Here is a 19,202-nt window from a genome sequence, read left to right as displayed (position 1 = left end):
CTAACCACTCAGGCTTCGGAGGGCGAGGGGGCCGCGCCCTTTCGCGCCGATCCCGTCACCGGATCTCCCGTCCCCGTGTCCGCGTCGGAGGCCAGGAGGATGTTCACCCACCTCGCCCGCGGGTCCGCGTCGACGAGCAGCGCCTTGAGCAGCAGGGTCGCCGGCAGCGCCAACAAGGCTCCGAGCCACCCGAGGATCCACACCCAGAACAGCAGGGAGAGGAACGACACGAGCGGGGTCACGCCGACGGATTCTCCTGTGAACTTCGGCTGGATGATCGCCTGGATGACGAAGTTGAGCACACTGTAGGCCACGATCACCCACACCGCCGACTGCCAGCCGCTGTCGACGAGCGCGAGCAGAGCCGGCGGGACGAGGCCGATGACGAAGCCGATGTTCGGAATGTAGTTCGTGAGGAACGCGAGCACGCCCCACACCCAGATGAGTGGAACATCGATGATCGCCAAGGCGACGACATCGAGGAAGGCGACGATGAGACCGAAGATCGTGGCGACCACCCAGTAGCGACGGGCTCCGCGGGCGAAGTCGCCCAACGAGGCCGACAGGGAGGGTTTGATGTCCAACAGCATCGTCATCCGCCTGTCGATGCCCATCGAATCCATCGCCACGAAGAAGACCGACATGATCACCGTCGTGAGCAGACCCGCGACCGAGGACACGTTCGTCAGCAGCGGGTAGATGGCATCGAGCACGGAGCGCACGTCGAAGGCCTTGAGCTGCTGCTGGATCACCGAGGAGGTCACCCCGATGTCCGAGAGCATCGCCAGTGCGTTCTGGTACGAGTGGGCGAGTTCGTTGCTGTAGCTGGGGATGAGGATGACGAGCTCGGCCACCGACCACGCTGTGAGCCCGAAGAAGGCGAGGATCATGCACAGCACGAGGATCACCGAAATGGATGCGCCGATCGCGCGCGGCACCTTGAACCGGGTGAGGAGCCGTTGCACGGGGTAGACGACGATGTAGAAGTTGAGGGCGAGGAACACCGGAGCCACGATGTCCTGCAGACCGCGGAAGAACATGAGAGCGTAGGCCAGCCCCGCCATGGTCACCGCGATCATGAGCGCGCGTGCCGGTGGGCGCGAGTGCCAGGGCCGGGGGCCGACGTCGGCGCCCGAGTCGTCGAAGCCAGGGCCCGATTCGTCGACGCCGACTCCCGAGCCGTCGAGGTGGGCGCCCAAGTCGTCGACACCTGCGTTTGATTCGTCGATGCCGGCAGCCGAATCCTCGATCACCGAGGCGGCGCGACCGGAGTCGTCCCCCGTCGTTTCCGAGTCGGCAGCCGAAGCGGCGTCCGTGGCCTGTTCAGACTGCGACTCCGCGGACGGAGCGGACGGGCCAGTCGGAGCGGACGGGCCAGTCGGAGCGGACGGGCCAGGCGGAGCGGACGGGCCGGGCTCAGCAGGGCGTGCCGAGGCACCGGCCGCACCGGCTGCCGCATCGTCGTGTGCGGTCGAATCCTCGGACCGCTCGCCCTCGTTCACTCAGCGTCTCCGCCGCTTCTCGCGGATGCGCATCGACACCTCGATCGGGGTGCCCTTGAACCCGAAGGTCTCACGCAGACGGCGAATGATGAATCGACGGTAGCCGGGGTCGAGGAATCCGGTGGTGAAGAGCACGAACTTCGGCGGACGCGACTGCGCCTGAGTGCCGAAGAGGATGCGCGGCTGCTTGCCGCCGCGCACGGGATGCGGGTTCGCAGCGACGAGCTCACCGAGGAAGGCATTGAGCCGACCCGTCGGAATGCGGGTGTCCCAGCCCTCGAGTGCTGCCTCCATCGCGGGGACGAGCTTCTCCGCATGCCGACCGGTCTTCGCGGAGATGTTCACCCGCGGAGCCCACGCCACATGCCCGAGGTCCCGTTCGATCTCCCGTTCGAGGTAGTAGCGGCGTTCGTCATCGAGCAGATCCCACTTGTTGAACGCGAGCACCACGGCACGGCCGGCTTCGACTGCGGTGGTCACGATGCGCACGTCCTGCTCGCTCAGAGGCTCCTGAACCTCGAGGAGGACGAGGGCCACCTCGGCGCGTTCCAGCGCGGTCTGCGTCCGCAGCGCAGCATAGAAGTCAGCGCCGCTGGCCTGATGGGCACGACGACGGATGCCGGCGGTGTCGACGAAACGCCACTGCTTCCCGCCGAGCTCGATGAGCTCATCGACGGGGTCACGCGTGGTGCCGGCGACATTGTCCACGAGCACACGATCGGTGCCGATGAGCTGGTTGAGCAGGGAGGACTTGCCGACATTCGGACGCCCGACGAGCGCGATGCGACGCGGTCCGCCCTCTTCGATACGGGCGTCGACGGCCGAGACCTCGGGCAGAATCGTCAGAACCTCGTCGAGCAGGTCAGCGACTCCGCGACCGTGCAGAGCCGATACCGTCCACGGCTGGCCCAGGCCCAGGCCCCACAGTTCGGCGGCCATCAGTTCGCCGCGCTCGTCATCGACCTTGTTCGCGGCGAGGATGACAGGCTTCTTCTTCCGCCGCAGCATCTTCACGATCATCTCATCGGTCGAGGTCGGACCGGTCGTCGCATCGACGACGAGGACGACGGCATCGGCCATGTCCACGGCGATCTCGGACTGGATGGCGATCCGCGAAGCCATGCCCTTCGAGTCCTGGTCCCACCCGCCGGTGTCGACGAGGGTGAATTCCTTCGTGTTCCACTCCGCGCGGTAGCTCACCCGGTCACGGGTGACTCCGGGAACGTCTTCGACGACGGCTTCGCGACGACCGAGGATGCGGTTGACCAGCGTCGACTTGCCGACATTGGGTCGGCCGACGACGGCGAGCACGGGAGCGGCACCGAGGGCCTCCTCTTCCTCGTCCTCGAAACCGTAGGCGTGCAGCAGCGCCCGGTCTTCGTCCTCGAGCTCATAGCTTTCGAGTCCGGCTTCGAGCGCGGTCGCCCGCTGCTCGGCTTCCTCGTCGCTGATGCTCTCAACACGGTCGACGAGGTCCTCGTCGGGTGTCTCATGGAATTCGGGTTCGCTCATTGTGAGTCCTTCACCAGCTGCAGCACCGTCTCGACCACCTGATCGAAATCGATGTCGCTGGTATCGAGTGTGTACACTCCGTCGGCGGCTTCGAGGAAGCTCGTCGTGGCGGAGTCCTTCGCGTCACGGCCTGTGACGAGATCCTGGGTGGCGGCGACCGCCTCGGCGTCGGCGTTTCCGTGGACTTCCTTCGCTCGGCGGGCCACGCGGACCTCATCGCGAGCGGTCATGAGGATGCGCACCTCGGCGTCGGTGGCGACGACGGTGGTGATGTCGCGGCCTTCGACGACGATGCCCTCGGGGGCGGCGGCGATGTACGCCCGCTGCATGTCGATGAGCTCCTCACGTGCGTCGATGACGCCGGAGACGGTCTGCACATTCGCGGACACGTCCTCACCGCGGATGTCCTCGGTGACGTCGATGTCGTCGACGGAGACGAAGAATTCGTCGGGGCTCAGCGAGATCTCCAGATCGGCGCCTCGCACCTGTTCGAGCACGTCGACGGGGTCGGTGACTCCGCGGTTGAGGCACAGCCACGCCATCGCCCGGTACATCGCACCGGTGTCGAGGTACTGGTAGCCCAGCCTGCGCGCCACCTCCTTGGCGGTGCTCGACTTCCCCACTCCGGACGGTCCGTCAATGGCTATGACGCTCATGCAGTTCCTTCTTTCTCGATGGCGGATTCGGGGATCTGCCATCCCTTCGACAGCAATCCGATCTCCAGCTCCTGCTGGATGGCCGGGACCACGGACACGTCGACCATGCCGAGTTTCCGACCGGAGGCGTGATCCATCCGGAAGTCTTCGACGTTGACGCCGAGGTCGCCGATGTCCTTGAACAGTCGGGCCAGGGCTCCGGGCGTGTCCGGAACCAGGATCGTGACAACAGCATAGGTGGTCGGCGGCTGCCCGTGCTTGCCGGGAATCCGGTCGTGTCCCTCATTGCCCAGCGCGATCGCCTTCGCAAGCTGTCCGGTCGCCCCGGGGCCGAGTTCGAGAGCACCGATGACTTCGTCGAGCTCGGTCCGCAGGTCGACGAGCACGGACCGGACTTCCTCGGCGTTGCCGGTCAGTATCTGCGTCCACAGGCCCGGATCCGATGCGGCGATGCGCGTGACATCGCGCAGACCCTGCCCCGCCAGCGCGATCTCCTCGAGAGGTGCGTGCCGCAGCTGGGAGGCGACGAGGGAGGAGACGATCTGCGGCACATGCGAGACCTTCGCGACCGCGGCATCGTGGATGCGCGGGTCGAGGTGGAGCACCGAGGCGCCCGTGTCCTCGGCCATGGCGATGACCTCGCCGAGGCGGGAGCCCGGTGTGTCCTCGTCCGAGCAGATCACCCAGGGCCGGGCCGTGAAGAGGTCCGACTGTGCGGCGATCGCCCCGGACTTCTCCCGCCCGGCCATCGGATGGCAACCGATGTACCGGTCGAGCTGCGCGGCTGTGACCAGGGTCTTCACCGACTCGAGGAGGCGGGTCTTGACGCTGGCGACATCAGTGACAGTCGCGTTCGGGTAGGTCTCCAGCGCAGTGGCGATGACGCGGGCGGCGACGTCGGGCGGGGTCGCCACGACGACGATGTCCGGGGGTATGGGAGCCGAAGTCGTGACCGTGGGAGCCGGTGCCGTGGGTGCTGAAGCCGTGACCGTGGAAGCCGATGCCGCTGCCGTGGGTGCAGACGAGCCGGCCGCCTGGGCGCTCGGCTCGGTGCCGGAGCCGGCAGTGCGGACGGTGCTGGAGTCGGCAGTGCGGTCGGCGCCGGAGTCGGTCGTGGCATCGGTGCTCGGGTCGGCGCTGGAAGCGGCGTCGAGGAGACGTCCGGCACCGAGGTCCGCAGCGAGCTGCTGAGCCGTCGGCGAGGTGTCTTCCAGGGTCACCTGATGGCCCTTTGCGCTCAGCGCCAAGCCCAGGCTGGCACCGAGCAGGCCGGTGCCGATGATGTGGACTCTCACAATCCGACGGCCTCGAAGAGGGAGCCGACCTCATCGGAGCGCAGCGGACGGATCTTGCCCTGCTTCTGCTCGTCGAGGACGACCGGTCCGAAGCGCAGACGTACGAGTCGTTCCACGGGGTGGCCGATCTCTTCGAGCAGGCGGCGCACGATCCGATTGCGGCCGGAGTGGAGGGTGAGTTCGACGACGGACTTGCCGGGGGTCGAGTCGACGAGTTTGAAGTCGTCGACCTTGACGAAGCCGTCTTCGAGGTCGATTCCGGCCTTGAGGATGGCGCCGGCGTCCTTGGCCAGCTGGCCCTTGACCTTCGCCAGGTAGGTCTTCGGAACCTCGTAGCGCGGATGGGCCAGACGGTTGCTCAGCTCTCCGTCGTTGGTGAGCAGGATGAGCCCCTCGGTCTCGGTGTCGAGACGACCGACGTGGAAGAGCCGTTCGGTGTTGTTGCGCACGTAGTCGGCCAGGCAGGGGCGACCTTCGGGGTCGCTCATCGTCGATACGACGCCGGCCGGCTTGTTGAGCACGAGGTAGACCTTCTTGGTCTGTGTCGAAATTCTCACTGTGTCCACGTACACGGACTGCGTTTGGGGGTCGATCCGGGTGCCCAGCTCGGTCACGATCTGCCCATCGACTTCAACGCGTCCGTCGACGATGAGCTGCTCGCAGGCCCGACGTGAGCCCAGGCCCGCCTCGGCGAGCACCTTCTGCAGCCTCACACCGTCGCTGACATGGGCATCCGATGTCTGGCCGGTGCCGGAACCGCCCTTGTTCGAGGACTTCGCGGCGGTCGATGCACGCTGTTTTCGGCTCGGTCGGTTCTGGCGCCCGCCAGGGGCGCGTGGATCACGGTAGGGACTCATATACCCATTCTCTCAAATCAATCGTCAAGTCGTGACATCTCGGCGCCCGGGGCTGCGATATCGGCCCCGGTGGCAGGCATATCGTCATCGGCATCGAGGTCGCCGTCGATCTCGGCCAGCACCTCATCGTCATCGGAGCCGAGTTCGGCGACGTCGGCGTCCTCGGGCAGGTAGGGGGCGATGTCCGGCAGGTCGTCGATCGCGTTCATGCCCATCGTGTCGAGGAACTGCGGGGTTGTGGCATAGAGCAGCGCCGAGGTGGACGCTTCCTTCCCGGCTTCGACGATGAGTCCGCGCAGCAGCAGGGTGCGGATGACGCCGTCGACGCTGACTCCGCGGATCGCGGCGATGCGGGGTCGGGAGATCGGCTGCCGGTAGGCGATGACGGCGAGGGTCTCGAGCGCGGCCTGGGACAGCTTCGCGCTCTGCCCGGCGGTGAGGAAGTCCTTGACGACTTCGTGGTAGTCACCGCGGGAGAAGATGCGGAAGCCTCCGGCGACGTGGCGGATTTCGAAACCGCGCTGCCGGTGGTCCGCATCGCCGTCGTAGTCGGCTTTGAGTGTGGTGATCGCTTCGACAACGGTGTCCACGTCGAGGCCGAGAGAAGTGGCGAGCTCCTCGGCGGACACGGCCGAGTCGGTGATCATGAGCACGGCTTCGATGCCGGCAAGGATCTCGTCATCGATCATGCTTGTGCGTCTCCCCCAGCAGCGTCAGTGCCCTCATCGTCCTCGTTGTCATCTTCCCCATCATCGCCAGCGCCCCCGTCGCCCTCGCTGTCGCCTCCCCTACTATCGTCAGCGCCCTCATCGTTGTCGGACATCGACGGGTCGCCGCCTGCTGAGTCGTCGCCGCTTTCGTCTCCGCTCCAGTCGCCCTCGGTGCGCAGGTCGACGCCGTCTTCGCTCATTTCGGTGCGGTGGATGAGCAGCCGCCCCAGCGGTTCGGGCTGGTCGAAATCGCAGAGTCCGACCTTGAACAGTTCGAGCAGTGCGAGGAATCGGGCGACGACGACCAGGGTGTTCTCGGCGGTCTCGAGCAGTTCGGCGAAGTCGATCTCTCCGGCGCGCAGCAGGGAGAGGATGTGGCCGCGCTGCTCGGAGACGCTGACCAGCGGCAGGTGGATGTGGTCGACGGCGACACTCGGCGGTGTGTGGTCGCGTTGGAGCACGGTGGCGAAGATCCCGGCCAGCTCACCGGGGCCGATGTTCATCTCCAGCGGCGGCAGCACGTCCTGGAACTCGGCTTCGAGGGCGACGTCGCGGGGCGCGCGGATCGATCCGGCGGCCATCGCCTCGGCGAGGTAACCGGACACGGACTTGTACGCCTTGTACTGGAGCAGGCGGGCGAAGAGCAGGTCGCGGGCCTCGAGGAGTTCGAGGTCGAGGACCTCCTCGCCCTCTTCGTGCGGAAGCAGCCTCGCGGTCTTGAGGTCGAGCAGGGTGGCCGCGACGAGGAGGAACTGGGAGATCTCGGCGAGGTTCGCCTTGTCCTTGAGTTCGGTGGTGTAGGAGATGAACTCGTCGGTGACCTCGGCCAGGGCGATCTCCGTGACGTCGAGACGTCGTTTCGAGATCAGCCCGAGCAGCAGATCGAAGGGCCCGGAGAAGTTCTCGAGTTCGACCTGGAACCCTTCAACTGCCGTGCCCGTGTCATCCGCAGTTCCGGCACCGTCGTCGGTGCTGGCTGCGGGATCGTGCGTGCCCTGTTGGATGGTCTCGCTCAGGGTGCGCCTCCGCGGGCGATGAGCTCCCGTGCGAGTCGCCGATAGGCTTCGGACCCGGCATGTTTGGGGGCGAAGCTCGTGATCGGTTCGGCGGCCACGGAGGCATCGGGGAACTTCACGGTGCGATTGATGACGGTCCCGAAGACCTTGTCGCCGAAGGCCTCGGTCACCCGCGACATGACTTCCTTCGAGTGCAGGGTCCGCGAGTCGAACATCGTCGCGAGGATCCCATCGACCTCGAGCGAGGGGTTGAGTCGGTCCTGGACCTTCTCGATCGTCTCCACCAGCAGAGCGACGCCGCGGAGGGCGAAGAACTCGGTCTCGAGCGGGATGATCACGCCATGGGCGGCGGTGAGGGCGTTGACGGTGAGCAGACCGAGCGAGGGTTGGCAGTCGATGAGGATGACATCGTATTCGTCGGCGACCTTCGACAGCGCCCGCGCAAGCACCTGCTCACGGGCGACCTCGCCGACGAGCTGCACTTCGGCGGCGGAGAGGTCGATGTTGGCTGGGAGGATGTCGATGTCCTCGAAGTCCGTGCCCACGATGACCTCGTGCGGGTCCAGACGCGGATTCATCAGCAGGTTGTACACGCTGATGTCGAGGTCATAGGGGTTGAGGCCCAGACCGACGGACAGGGCGCCCTGCGGGTCGAAGTCGACGAGCAGCATCTTCCGGCCGTATGCGGCCAGAGCCGCGCCGAGGTTGATCGACGAGGTCGTCTTCCCGACCCCGCCCTTCTGATTGACCATGGCGATGATGCGGGCGGGTCCATGCGAAGCCAAGGGGGCCGGCTCCGGAAATTCCTCGGGCTCGGCTGCTGCGGTCTTCTGCTGGGGGATATCCAACGCCTCTTGCGTATTCATCACTCGGATGGCCACCTTTCGTTGCTCTTCGTCCAACCCTACCGCGCCCTGGGGTGCGAGGTCGCGTACACTTCCCGCAGTGTCTCTTCAGAAACTTTCGTATAGATCTGCGTCGTCGTCACCGAGGCGTGCCCGAGCAGCTCCTGAACGACACGGATGTCGGCCCCACCCTCGAGCAGATGGGTGGCGAAGGAGTGCCGGAACGTGTGCGGAGAGACTTCCGCGTCGATCCGTGCCGCCTCGGCCGCGTCTTTGACGATCTGCCATGCGGAGACCCGCGAGAGCCGGGTTCCGCGGGCGTTGAGGAACAGCGCCCCGGCCGGCGACGAGGTCTTCGCCTTCGCCGCCATCCCCGGCCGCACGCGCGACACCCACGCCCCCAGTGCCGTTGCCGCGTGCGATCCGAAGGGAACGATCCGCTCCTTCCCGCCCTTGCCGTAGAGACGGACCAGCCCGGAGTCGAGGTCGACGTCATCGAGGTCGACGCCGACCGCTTCGGAGATGCGCGCTCCCGTGGCGTAGAGGAGCTCGAGCAGGGCCGCGGCCCGGATCTGGACGGGCTCCTCCCCCGCCGTCGTGGCAAGCATCCCCTCGATCTCGTCGAGCGAAAGCGCCTTGGGCAGGCGCAGCCCTTCCTGCGGCGGACTGACCTCGGAAGCCGGGTCCGTGGGGGCGAGATTCTCCGCCAGTGCGAAGGTGTGGAAGCGCCGGACTGCGACGAGGGCCCGTGCCCGCGACCGCGGAGCGAGCCCCGTGTCGAGCAGGTGCAGACCATAGGCTTCGACGGTGGACCGTTCCACCTCGCCGAGGCGGCCGATCCCCTCACCGCTCAGCCAGGTTCCGTATCGGGCGAGGTCACGAGCATAGGCGTCGATGGAATTGCGGGACAGGCCGCGTTCGAAGCGCAGGGAATTGAGGTAGGACTCGAACCCTCGACGCAGTTCTGCGGAGAGGTCGTCGGGCAGCAGTTCGGCGCCGTGCCGAGCCACGAGGAATCAGGCCTCGTCGGTGCGATCGGAACCGGTTGGTCCGTCCCCCGCGGTCGCGCTGCCTGTCGGCGCGTTTCGCCCGGCCACGTTCCCTGTCGGCGCGCTTCCCGCGACCACGTTCTCTGTCGGCTCGCTTCTCGTCTCGACCTCGGCACCGCGACCGAAATCCGGGCGTCCGTCGACGAGGGGCCGCGGTGAGTCGACGGCGCGCAGTTGAACCGGCTGTCCGGCCGCTTCGGCGCGCAGCACTCTGTCGACCTGGAAGATCGCCAACTGGGCGATCGCATTCGTGACCCGTCCTTCGGCCACAGCGTCGAGCGCCTCGTCGACGCTGACCCAGCGGAAGCGGAACCCTGCCTCCTCCTCGTCGCGTTCATGCCGGTCGGCCTCGGGCACGAACGCCAGGTCACGGGCGAGGTAGAGCCGCATCGTCTCGGAGCTGCCGCCCGGTGTCAGGCAGGAGTCGCTGAGAACCTCCCAGCGTTCGGCCGTGAGGTCGGCTTCTTCGACGAGTTCCCGCTTGGCCGCGTCGACCGGGTCTTCTCCGGCAACGTCGAGCAGGCCCGCGGGGACCTCCCACAGACGGGACCGCACCGGGTGCCGGTACTGCTGGACGAGGAGCATCCGCTGCTGGTCGTCGACGACGGCGATCCCCACGGCACCGGTATGGGCCATGAGGTCGCGGACGAGTCCGGAGGCTTCGGGCAGGTCGAAGCTCTCGCGTCGGATGTCCCAGACCGCACCGCGGTAGACGACCTCGGATCCGGAGATCGACGGAGTGTACGGCTCATCCTGCAGGGTGCTCATCGTCTGCCTTCCTCTTCATCGACGGTGGTGCAACGGCGAATGCCGCCGGCGTGTCCGCCGACGGCATTCGCTGACAACAGTGGTCACAGTGCTCACTGACGCGCCAGCGCCGCGGCTACGAGCCCCGCGAACAGCGGGTGCGGCGCGGTCGGACGCGACTTCAGCTCGGGGTGGGCCTGTGTCGAGACATAGAACGGGTGGGTCTCGGCGGACAGTTCGACGAACTCGACGAGCTCACCGTTGGGTGAGGTGCCGGAGAACTCCAGCCCCGCCTCGGCGAGCTGATCCCGGTACGTGTTGTTGACCTCGTAGCGGTGGCGGTGCCGTTCGCTGATCGTCGTCGCACCGTAGACACCGGCGACGACGCTGCCCTCGGCGAGGTTCGCTTCGTAGGTGCCCAACCGCATGGTCCCGCCCAGGTCTCCTTCGCCTTCGACGATGGAGAGCTGCTCGGCCATGGTCGCGATGACCGGGACCGTGGTCTCCGGGTCGAACTCGGACGACGAGGCCGCCTCGATGCCGGCGACATTGCGGGCGTACTCGATGACCATGCACTGCAGTCCCAGGCACAGACCCAGGGTCGGGATCTGATGGGTGCGGGTGTACTTGAGTGCGCCGAGTTTGCCTTCGATGCCGCGGATGCCGAAGCCGCCGGGCACGCAGATCGCATCGAGTCCGGCCAGCGCCTTCTCGGCTCCGGCTTCGGTTTCGCAGTCATCGGAGGCGATCCAGCGGATCTTGACCTTCGCGTCGTTGGCGAAGCCGCCGTGACGCAGCGCCTCGGTCACCGACAGGTAGGCATCGGGCAGATCGATGTACTTGCCGACGATGCCGATCGTGACCTCGCTCGAGGGGTTGTGCACACGTTCGAGCACCCAGTCCCACTTCGTCCAGTCGACATCGCGGAAGGGAAGGTTGAGGCTGCGGATGACGAACACGTCGAGGCCGCCGTCGTGGAGGACCTTCGGGATGTCGTAGATGCTCGGAGCGTCGACGCAGGAGACGACCGCGTCGGTTTCGACGTCACAGGCCCCGGCGATCTTCGCCCGGATCGAGTCCGGCAGCTCGCGGTCGGAGCGCAGCACGATCGCATCGGGCTGGATGCCGATCGAGCGCAGGGTCGCCACCGAATGCTGCGTCGGCTTCGTCTTCAGTTCGCCCGAGGGCCCGAGGTAGGGCACGAGGGAGACGTGGATGAAGAAGACGTTGTCCCGTCCGATGTCGTGGCGGACCTGGCGGGCGGCCTCGAGGAAGGGCTGAGATTCGATATCGCCGACGGTGCCGCCGATCTCGGTGATGATGACGTCGGGGCGGTCGGCCTCGGGGCGTTCGGCCTGCGCACGCATGCGCGCCTTGATCTCGTCGGTGATGTGCGGGATGACCTGGACCGTGTCGCCGAGGTACGCGCCGCGGCGCTCCTTGGCGATGACCGAGGAGTAGACCTGGCCGGTCGTGACGTTCGCGGCGCCGTCGAGGTTGTTGTCGAGGAAACGCTCGTAGTGGCCGATGTCGAGATCGGTCTCGGCCCCGTCCTCGGTGACGAAGACCTCACCGTGCTGGAAGGGATTCATCGTGCCGGGATCCACATTGAGGTAGGGATCCAGCTTCTGCATGGCCACGGTGAGGCCGCGCTGAGTGAGCAGATGACCGAGGCTCGATGCCGTCAGTCCCTTTCCCAACGAAGAGGCGACGCCTCCCGTGACGAAGATGTGCTTTGCCGTATGAGTGCCACCTGGGCCAGTTCGATTCACCACGGGATTTGATTCTATCAAAGTCCGGCTCACGAATCCGCGGCGGCGTCGGCCTCGGCGTACAGGTCGAGCAGCGTAGCGGAGATCGCGGCGCCGTTGCTGACGTCGATGACCCGCTTCTTCGCGGCTACGGCGGAGGTGCCGCGTCCGGCCGGGTCGTCGAGAAGATGATTGATCTCACGCAGCAGACCGTCCGTGTCGTCGGCGTCGACGCTCTTCGCGGCCTCTCCCCAGATGCCGGCGCGGCGTTCGCTGCCGATGAACACGGCAGGCTTCGACAGCTGCATGAGGTCTTCGTGGGACAGACCGGTCATCGTCTCGCTGGCGATGACGACATCGGCGGCCGCGGCCACATCGACGAGGTCGCCGGCAGGGGCGACGATGACGCCGCGGTCGGAGAATTCGCGGGACACCGTCGACCGGTCCTTACCGGTGCCGGTGAGGACGAAGACGACGTTGCGGTCGGGGCGTCGGCTGTTGATCTGGACGGCGGCGTCGAGCACGGTCGCCAGCGCCGTGTGGTCGCGCAGGGCGATGGGGCTGGCGACCACCCAGGTGCCTTCCTTGACTCCGAGTTCGCGTCGGACATCGGCGCGCGGGGTGCGCACCGTGAGATCGACGTCGATGTCCGGGTGGACGAGCTCGGCGCGTTCGACGATCGGGACCCGCCCGCTGTAGTAGTCGACGACAGGTTCGGTCGTGCCGAGGACGGCGGTGGCGGTGCGGCCGACGATCTCGGCGCCGGTCTTCTCGATGACGTTCGCGGAGTCGAAGGACTCGATCGTGGCGACGACTTTCGGATGCAGGCGGGCGGGCAGGCCGGTGAAGGCGAGCCCGGCGAGCGTCGCCGCGTGCAGTCCGTGCGCGTGGACGATGTCCACGTGCTGGTAGTACTTGTGCAGGGTGAAGGCGGTGTTCGGGTCGGCCATGGAGAAGCGTCGGCGCGCCGCGAGTTCGATCTCGCGGAATTCGTCGGCCAGCTCCTCGGGAACTCCGAAGGTGCCCAGCAGCGACCGGTGTGCGGCGACGGCGACTTTGAAGCCCGCACGGAGGTGACCGAGCACGGCGAGCTTCGCCACTTCGACGACTGGGCCGGTGGTCTCGGCGAGCACGTGCAGAATCCTCGTGTCTGCGCTCAGTGGGTTGACCTCGCCGGATTCGCTCATTTCCTCATCCTCTACTTTCGATCGACGCTGCTTCTAGCCTACCTGGGCAGACACGAGTTCCGTGTATATGCCTGCGAGTTCTTCGGCGACTTCCCTTTCACCGGGAAGCTCGGCACCGCGGGCTCGTGCCCGCGCCCCGAGCTCGGCGCGTCGGGCGGGGTCTCCGGCGAGTTCGGCGACGGCGGCGGCGAAGGCCCGATCATCGTCATCGGGGACAAGGACGCCTGCCTCGCCGACGAGTTCGGTGCTGCCGCCGGTTGCGGTTGCCACGATCGCTTTGCCGGAGATGAGCGCTTCCTGGAGCACGAGCGCGCGGGCCTCCCACACGCTCGTGAGCACGTAGATGTCCGCGGCTGCGGCGAGTTCGGCGACGTCGCTGCGTGCGCCGAGGAAATGCAGAGGGGGAATCGCCGAGGCGGCGCTGAGCTCAGCGTACTGTGCCCGGACTTCGCCGAGCACCGTTTCGTCGGCGGCGCCGGCGATGAGCACGACGACGGCCGGATCGTCCGCGTCCTGTTTCGTGCGCGGGGCGTCCTGTCCCGTGCGTGCCGCGTCCGCTGTCCGGGTCGGGTTCGTGCTGCCCGTCGTGTCGCCGAGGCGGCCGAGCCCGCGCACGAGCATCGGGTAGTTCTTCTGCGGTGCGACCCTGCCCACGGCGAGGACGATGACCGCGCCCTCGTCGAAGCCGTAGGTGCTTGCCAGCTGGGCGCGGGTGGCGGTGGCCGCCTCGGCGCTCACCGGTGTCACCTCGGGTGCGGCGGCGGGCACGAACCGGGCATCGCGGGCACCGAGTTCCTGGGCGCGTTCGACGAGGTCGGTGCTGGCACCGAGAACGAGGTCGGCGCCGCGGGCGAGCATCGTCTCCACGCGGGTTTCGACCTTCCCGCGCAGTCCCTGGCCGCTGGCCCGATTGTGGAGGCTGAGGACGAATCGGGGACGGGAGCGCAGGGTACGCAGCGTCAGCTGGGTGATGAGTCCGGCGCGGAACCCGTGGGCGTGGACGATCTGCGCGTCGAAGCTGCGCAGCAGACCGCGCTGCCGCCGGATCAGGGCGGCGTCGGCGGGTCCGATTCCGGTGCCGAGTTCGAGCACGGCGAAGCGGACTCCCGGCAGCAGGGAGAAGCCGAAGTGCTCATCGGTCGCGGCGGGGCCGATGACGCCGATCTCATGACCGGCCGCACCGAGGTCGCGGGCCAGTGCCTTGACGTGAGTGCCGACTCCCCCGGTGGAGGTGCCGATGACGAAGACGATCCTCATGATTCTTCCTCCCTGTCCGTTCCAGTGCCCTGCGGTGCCGTCGCTTCGCCGGCGCCCGTGTCCTTCCGGTCGGCGAGCAGTCTGCGCACCTCGCCCAGGAATCCGCGGTCGATGATGAGCACGATGAGCGCGAAGACCACGCAGCCGAGCAGTGCGGAGACGGTGCCGGCGAGCACGGCCGATCCCGCGGAATTGTCGAGCAGTCCCCCGAGCCACTGCGAGGTCACGACTCCCGCGGTTCCGGCGACGGCGGCGGCACCGAGGGTGAGCAGTCCGCGGCGGCCGACCAGCGCGAGGCCGGTGGGGCCGAGGACGCGGCGGATGGACGTGAGCAGGAATCCTCCGGCGACGCTCATGCCCAAGACGTAGCCGCAGCAGATGGCGATGAGCGTCAGCCCCGGATCCCCGTTCGCATTCGTCACGAGGATGGCCGCGATCATGCCGACGATGACGAGGAGCCACCCGGTCGTCGTCGCCGCAGCCGAATGGCGGGACCGTTCGAGGGCGTAGAACACGCGGGTGCCCCAGGCGACGAAACACCAGCCGGGAACGGCCAGTGCCATGACCATGATCGCCTGTGCCATCGAGTCGAAGGGCGCCGACGAGCTCTTCTCCGCGTCGATGGCGATGAAGAAGGTCTGCAGCGGTCCGGCCGCGGAGAGGAGGATGACGGCGCCGAGGCCGCCGATGGCGACGATGAGCGCGGTCGTCGTCGATGTCACGGCCCGCAGTCGCACCCGGGCTTCGGTACGGTGCGTGTCGGTCGCCTCGGGGTCGGTGGATCGTCCCACCCAGGTGGACAGGGTCGGGAACATCACGGTCGCCACGGTCACGGCGAGCACCGCATACGGCAGCAGGTAGACGGCGTTGATGTAGCTGAAGAGGACGAACGTGCCTTCTCCGCCCGAATGGTTCGACAGGGTCAGGGTCGCGAGCACGGCGCCCTGCTGCGCGAGCAGAGCCGACATCCCGGCCCCGGCCAGTCGCAGCGCCCGGTGGGCGACCCCGGGCGGGAAGGAGAAGGTGGGACGCAGTCTCAGCCCGGTCGAGGCCATCGGCAGCGCCAGAGGCAGGGCGAGGGCGGCCACGCCGATGGTTGTGCCCCAGCCGAGCCAGCCGAGGTGGGACTGCCAGGTGTCGTCGTTGCCGCCGACCATGCGGTAGGCGATGTAGCTGCCGATGACGACGAGGCTGGACAGCAGCGGGGCGAACGCCGGCCAGAGGAACTTCCGGTGGGCTTGGAGCACGCCGGTGAGCACGGCGCCGATCCCGTAGAGGACGAGCTGCGGGGCGAACATGAGCAGCAGCTGCACGGTCGCCTGCACTCCGGTGTCGCTGGTCCGCGCATCGACGAGGACGTTCGCGATGGGCGCGGCGAAGACGGCGAGCAGGATCGACAGCGGCAGGGTCACCGAGACGGCCCAGGTCAGCAGTCCGGAGGCGATCCGCCCGGCCGTCGCGCGGTCCGATCGGGCCAGCGGGATCGCGAGCAGCGGGATGACGGCCCCGGCCAGGGCGCCTCCGGCGACGACCTCGAAGAGGATGTTCGGCACCTGGTTGGCGCTCTGGTAGGCGGTGCCGACGGTGCCGGCGCCGACGGTCGCGGAGAAGACCAACCAGCGGAGGAAACCGACCAGCCGGGTCAGCAGGGTGATGATCGATACGAGCAGCGCCGTGGAGGCGAGGACTCGAACGAGCTTGCTCACACGCCCTCGCGGCCGAAGGCGTCGATCTCCCGCAGTCCGGGGGTGGACTCGATGACGGAGGTGAACGACACCTTCTCACTTGCCAGGGTGAGTCCGGCGAGGACGGCGAGGACGAGACGGCGGCGTCCCGGGCTCGCGGTTTCGGCGAGGATCACGCCGATGGCCGCGCCCAGCGCGTTCGCGCCGGTGTCCCCGAGCATGACCTCACCGGCCAAGTCTTCGGGCCAGGCCGCTGCCGTGGCGCCGGCGATCGCGGCCGACGGCGACCAGGACACGCGACGTTCGTGGTCGGTCAGCGCCAGGGTGAGCGCCCCTGTCTTGAGTGCGCGACCGGGTCGGAGGTCGAGGAGGTTGAACAGGTTCGCCGATCCGGCGATGACGCCCCCGGTGACGACGATGTCCGCGGCAGCGGCGTACCAGGCGCGGTCGTTCTTCCGAGCACCGAGTCCGGTGCCGAGGGCGGATCCGAGGCTGTCTGCGAGTCCGCGGGCCCCGGGCCGAGGTGCCCCGCTGCGCAGGATCGTCGCGGCCGCGATCGCGGCGAGCGGAATTCCGGTGATCTTGAGCGCTCCGGTCGTGATCTCGCCGCGGGCGAGTGCGCTCAGGTGTCCGCGCAGTCCCTTGGAAGATCCGGATTCGCAGAAGTCGTCGACGGCGCCGAGGCCGCCCGCCGCGGCCGTGGCCAGCAGGGTCGCGGCTCGCTGCCGGGGGTCTTCGATGAGCAGTCCGCCGGCGAGCAGTCCAGCGGTGACGGCGGGGCCTTCGATGAGCGAGACCTCGCGGCCGGCGTGGTTGGTGCGCACCACGTCCCGCTGGGTGCACAGCCGAGACCTGAGCACGGCCTTCGTCGCCGCGTATCCGGCGAGTCCGGCGACGGCGGTGCTGACGATGGAGCGGATCATTTCGCCTCTTCCTTCTTCGTCTCGTCCGTCTTCGCGGGCAGGATCCCTTCCGCGTCTTCGGCGAATCCGTAGTGTCCGTGGGTGCCGGCTTCACCGGCGGCCAGCGCCCGAACGGCGATGACGGGGCCGGCGCCGAGGCCGAGTCCGTCGACGGTGCTGGCCCGCGACTTCTCGGTCCGCAGCACGTTGACGAGTCCGTTCTGGGATGATCCGGCGTCGCCGGCGACGACGACCGAGGTGGCTTCGGCGGTGAGTGCGGTGACGAAGTCGGTCACCAGGGTGCGGGTGGCCTTGTCATCGGTGGCTTGCGGGCTCGGCTTCGTCTCCTCGGCCAGAGTCGAATTCTCATCGTCGACGACGATGAACAGCGAGGTCGTCTTGTGATCGGTGTCGGTGCGCAGACGGTCGGCGTCGACGAAGGCGTCGTAGAGCTGCGAGGACTTCTTCTCCGCGGCGTCGCGGTCGGCGGGATCTTCGAGCATCGAGGCATCTCCGGTGAGCGCGATGACCAGTGCCGCGCGGATCGCCGTCGAATCGTCCTTCGGCAGCTTCGGCACGATCTTGCGCAGCTGTTCGAGGAACGCAGAGGAGTCCTCGAGACTGAGCGTGGTCGGGACGAAGGAGACGTCGCCGGCGATCGTGCCGTCGGCTTCCTTGACCCTGTTGCTCACCTCTTCGACCTGCTCGGGGTCGGCCTCGGGTCCGGCGATGATGCTCACATCCTGGCCCTTGAGGGTGCCTTTGATGAGTTCGGGAGCCGCTGCGGTGACGAAATCGTTCTGTTTGTCGATGTTGCCCTTGGCCGCATCGAGGTTCGCTCGCAGAGTGTCTCGGTCGCTGCGCAGCGCGTCGACCTGGCTCTGCAGGGATTCCCCGATCGGTTCCTTGAGCGGCCCCGCGCCGAGGACGATGCCCACGGCGAGCGCGAGGAACACCGAGACGAGGGAGACGAGGTGGTAGCGGAAATCAATCACGGGTCAGTCCTTGGATGAAGCCGGCGGATTCTGTCGAGGCCGCGGGGTCCCCGCCGAAGAGGGAGCCGATCCAGCCGAAGAGGCCGTCGAGTTGGGCGCCGATGAGGCCGAGGAAGGTCTGCCCGGCCGAGGTTGCGGTCATCGCCACGCCGAGGGCGACGAGTCCGGCGATGATGAGCACGGCCAGCTGCAGGCTGGAGATGCGCTGCCGGTAGAGGAGGGAGACTCCCTTGGCGTCGATGAGCTTCGATCCCACTCGCAGGCGGGTGATGAACGTCGAGGCCATGCCCTTGCGGCCTTTGTCGAGGAACTCCATGACGGTGTCGTGGGTGCCCACGGCGACGATGAGTTCGGCGCCTTTGTCATCGGCGAGCAGCATCGCGATGTCTTCGCTCGTGCCGGAGGCGGCGAAGGCCACACATTCGACGCCGAGTGATTCGACGCGTTCGGTGCCCGGCGCGTTGCCGTCACGGTAGGCGTGGACGACGATCTCGGCTCCGGAGGTCAGCGCGGTGTCGGACACGGAGTCCATGTCGCCGACGATCATGTCGGGGCGGTAACCGGCTTCGATGATCGCATCGGCACCGCCGTCGACGCCGACGAGCAGCGGCCGGTATTCGCGGATGTAGGAGGACAGCATCGCCAGGTCCTCCTTGTAGTGGTATCCGCGGACGACGATGAGCACATGTCGGTCGGTGAACTGCGTCTTCACTTCGGGCACGACGAGTTCGGCCGAGAGCAGGTCGGAGTCCTTGCGGATGTATTCGATCGTGTTGTCGATGAAGTCCACGAGCACGGAGTTCATTCCGGCTTCGGCCATGTGCATGTCGTCGGCGATCGTCTCGTGCGTCTGCAGAACTCCGGTGGCCACCTCGGTGTCGCCTGCAAAGACGGTGCCGCCCTCGGTGGAGATCTCGGCGTTCTCGTCGACTGCGTCGAAGATCTCTGCTCCGGTGGCGTCGATGAGGGGGATGCCGGCGTCGACGATGATGCCCGGGCCGAGGTTCGGATACCGGCCGGAGATCGATTTGTCGGCGTTGATCACCGCGGCCGGTCGGCAGGCGACGAGGGCCTCGGCGGAGATCCGGTCGATGTCGGAGTGTTTGATGACCGCGATATCGCCTGCTTCGAGGCGTTTGGTGAGGTCTTTCGTGCGTCGGTCCAGGCGGGCAGGGGCGGGACCGGACCGGGTCGGTGCGGCGGGAACGTCGCGATGTCTACGCACTCTCATGGTCC

Annotated in this window: 17 protein-coding genes; all 17 read right to left on the bottom strand. The window is 67.4% G+C overall.

What is annotated here, in order from left to right:
- Positions 1 to 8: 8 nt before the first annotated feature.
- A complete protein-coding gene (locus ACQE2J_RS08450; RefSeq protein WP_426937448.1) occupies positions 9 to 1,502 on the bottom strand; it encodes an AI-2E family transporter in 1,494 nt (497 codons plus the stop codon).
- Positions 1,503 to 3,014: a ribosome biogenesis GTPase Der gene (der, locus tag ACQE2J_RS08445; protein WP_135542025.1), complete on the bottom strand. Its 1,512-nt coding sequence runs from the start codon at positions 3,012 to 3,014 to the stop codon at positions 1,503 to 1,505.
- Positions 3,011 to 3,670, bottom strand: a complete 660-nt coding sequence (gene cmk, locus ACQE2J_RS08440; RefSeq protein ID WP_135542027.1) for a (d)CMP kinase — start codon at positions 3,668 to 3,670, stop codon at positions 3,011 to 3,013. The genes der and cmk overlap by 4 nt, the downstream gene beginning before the upstream one ends.
- Positions 3,667 to 4,965: a prephenate dehydrogenase gene (locus ACQE2J_RS08435; RefSeq protein WP_240690054.1), complete on the bottom strand. Its 1,299-nt coding sequence runs from the start codon at positions 4,963 to 4,965 to the stop codon at positions 3,667 to 3,669. The genes cmk and ACQE2J_RS08435 overlap by 4 nt, the downstream gene beginning before the upstream one ends.
- Positions 4,962 to 5,822: a pseudouridine synthase gene (locus ACQE2J_RS08430; RefSeq protein WP_135542029.1), complete on the bottom strand. Its 861-nt coding sequence runs from the start codon at positions 5,820 to 5,822 to the stop codon at positions 4,962 to 4,964. The genes ACQE2J_RS08435 and ACQE2J_RS08430 overlap by 4 nt, the downstream gene beginning before the upstream one ends.
- 17 nt (positions 5,823 to 5,839) lie before the next feature.
- Positions 5,840 to 6,511 carry an SMC-Scp complex subunit ScpB gene (scpB, locus tag ACQE2J_RS08425; RefSeq protein ID WP_425120369.1) on the bottom strand — a complete coding sequence of 224 codons (672 nt, stop codon included), beginning with the start codon at positions 6,509 to 6,511 and terminating at the stop codon, positions 5,840 to 5,842.
- Positions 6,508 to 7,398, bottom strand: a complete 891-nt coding sequence (locus ACQE2J_RS08420; RefSeq protein WP_426937501.1) for a segregation and condensation protein A — start codon at positions 7,396 to 7,398, stop codon at positions 6,508 to 6,510. Before ACQE2J_RS08420 ends, scpB begins: the two co-directional genes overlap by 4 nt.
- A 146-nt stretch (positions 7,399 to 7,544) precedes the next feature.
- The gene (locus ACQE2J_RS08415; RefSeq protein ID WP_135542081.1) at positions 7,545 to 8,414 is read right to left on the bottom strand and encodes a ParA family protein; all 870 of its coding nucleotides are present in this window, start codon (positions 8,412 to 8,414) and stop codon (positions 7,545 to 7,547) included.
- 38 nt (positions 8,415 to 8,452) lie between these two features.
- Complete coding sequence (gene xerD / locus ACQE2J_RS08410; RefSeq protein WP_135542035.1) at positions 8,453 to 9,403, bottom strand: site-specific tyrosine recombinase XerD; 951 nt, start codon at positions 9,401 to 9,403, stop codon at positions 8,453 to 8,455.
- Between the two features lie 6 nt (positions 9,404 to 9,409).
- Positions 9,410 to 10,210, bottom strand: a complete 801-nt coding sequence (locus tag ACQE2J_RS08405) for an NUDIX domain-containing protein (RefSeq protein WP_135542037.1) — start codon at positions 10,208 to 10,210, stop codon at positions 9,410 to 9,412.
- A 92-nt stretch (positions 10,211 to 10,302) separates the two neighbouring features.
- Positions 10,303 to 11,982, bottom strand: coding sequence for a CTP synthase (locus ACQE2J_RS08400; protein ID WP_426937447.1), 1,680 nt, complete (start codon positions 11,980 to 11,982; stop codon positions 10,303 to 10,305).
- Between the two features lie 8 nt (positions 11,983 to 11,990).
- Positions 11,991 to 13,127: a group 1 glycosyl transferase gene (locus tag ACQE2J_RS08395; RefSeq protein WP_135542041.1), complete on the bottom strand. Its 1,137-nt coding sequence runs from the start codon at positions 13,125 to 13,127 to the stop codon at positions 11,991 to 11,993.
- A gap of 33 nt (positions 13,128 to 13,160) precedes the next feature.
- Complete coding sequence (locus tag ACQE2J_RS08390) at positions 13,161 to 14,384, bottom strand: glycosyltransferase family 4 protein (protein ID WP_426937446.1); 1,224 nt, start codon at positions 14,382 to 14,384, stop codon at positions 13,161 to 13,163.
- On the bottom strand, positions 14,381 to 16,090 hold the full coding sequence (murJ, locus tag ACQE2J_RS08385) for a murein biosynthesis integral membrane protein MurJ (protein ID WP_135542045.1): 1,710 nt from the start codon (positions 16,088 to 16,090) through the stop codon (positions 14,381 to 14,383). The genes ACQE2J_RS08390 and murJ overlap by 4 nt, the downstream gene beginning before the upstream one ends.
- Positions 16,087 to 16,992, bottom strand: coding sequence for a hypothetical protein (locus ACQE2J_RS08380; RefSeq protein WP_426937445.1), 906 nt, complete (start codon positions 16,990 to 16,992; stop codon positions 16,087 to 16,089). The genes murJ and ACQE2J_RS08380 overlap by 4 nt, the downstream gene beginning before the upstream one ends.
- Positions 16,989 to 17,966, bottom strand: a complete 978-nt coding sequence (locus tag ACQE2J_RS08375; protein ID WP_135542049.1) for a copper transporter — start codon at positions 17,964 to 17,966, stop codon at positions 16,989 to 16,991. Before ACQE2J_RS08375 ends, ACQE2J_RS08380 begins: the two co-directional genes overlap by 4 nt.
- Positions 17,959 to 19,197, bottom strand: a complete 1,239-nt coding sequence (gene steA, locus ACQE2J_RS08370; RefSeq protein ID WP_135542051.1) for a putative cytokinetic ring protein SteA — start codon at positions 19,195 to 19,197, stop codon at positions 17,959 to 17,961. Before steA ends, ACQE2J_RS08375 begins: the two co-directional genes overlap by 8 nt.
- Between the last annotated feature and the right edge of the window lie 5 nt (positions 19,198 to 19,202).

The organism is Brevibacterium sp. LE-L, assembly GCF_050214925.1.
GTDB lineage: Bacteria > Actinomycetota > Actinomycetes > Actinomycetales > Brevibacteriaceae > Brevibacterium.
This window is presented reverse-complemented; position numbering and strand designations above follow the sequence as displayed.

What these genes read in the sequence shown, in the direction of transcription:
- der (WP_135542025.1), bottom strand. Translation starts at nt 3,014, where the DNA reads ATGAGCGAACCCGAATTCCATGAGACACCCGACGAGGACCTCGTCGAC.
- cmk (WP_135542027.1), bottom strand. Translation starts at nt 3,670, where the DNA reads ATGAGCGTCATAGCCATTGACGGACCGTCCGGAGTGGGGAAGTCGAGC.
- ACQE2J_RS08430 (WP_135542029.1), bottom strand. Translation starts at nt 5,822, where the DNA reads ATGAGTCCCTACCGTGATCCACGCGCCCCTGGCGGGCGCCAGAACCGA.
- scpB (WP_425120369.1), bottom strand. Translation starts at nt 6,511, where the DNA reads ATGATCGATGACGAGATCCTTGCCGGCATCGAAGCCGTGCTCATGATC.
- ACQE2J_RS08415 (WP_135542081.1), bottom strand. Translation starts at nt 8,414, where the DNA reads ATGAATACGCAAGAGGCGTTGGATATCCCCCAGCAGAAGACCGCAGCA.
- ACQE2J_RS08405 (WP_135542037.1), bottom strand. Translation starts at nt 10,210, where the DNA reads ATGAGCACCCTGCAGGATGAGCCGTACACTCCGTCGATCTCCGGATCC.
- ACQE2J_RS08395 (WP_135542041.1), bottom strand. Translation starts at nt 13,127, where the DNA reads ATGAGCGAATCCGGCGAGGTCAACCCACTGAGCGCAGACACGAGGATT.
- ACQE2J_RS08390 (WP_426937446.1), bottom strand. Translation starts at nt 14,384, where the DNA reads ATGAGGATCGTCTTCGTCATCGGCACCTCCACCGGGGGAGTCGGCACT.
- ACQE2J_RS08380 (WP_426937445.1), bottom strand. Translation starts at nt 16,992, where the DNA reads ATGATCCGCTCCATCGTCAGCACCGCCGTCGCCGGACTCGCCGGATAC.
- steA (WP_135542051.1), bottom strand. Translation starts at nt 19,197, where the DNA reads ATGAGAGTGCGTAGACATCGCGACGTTCCCGCCGCACCGACCCGGTCC.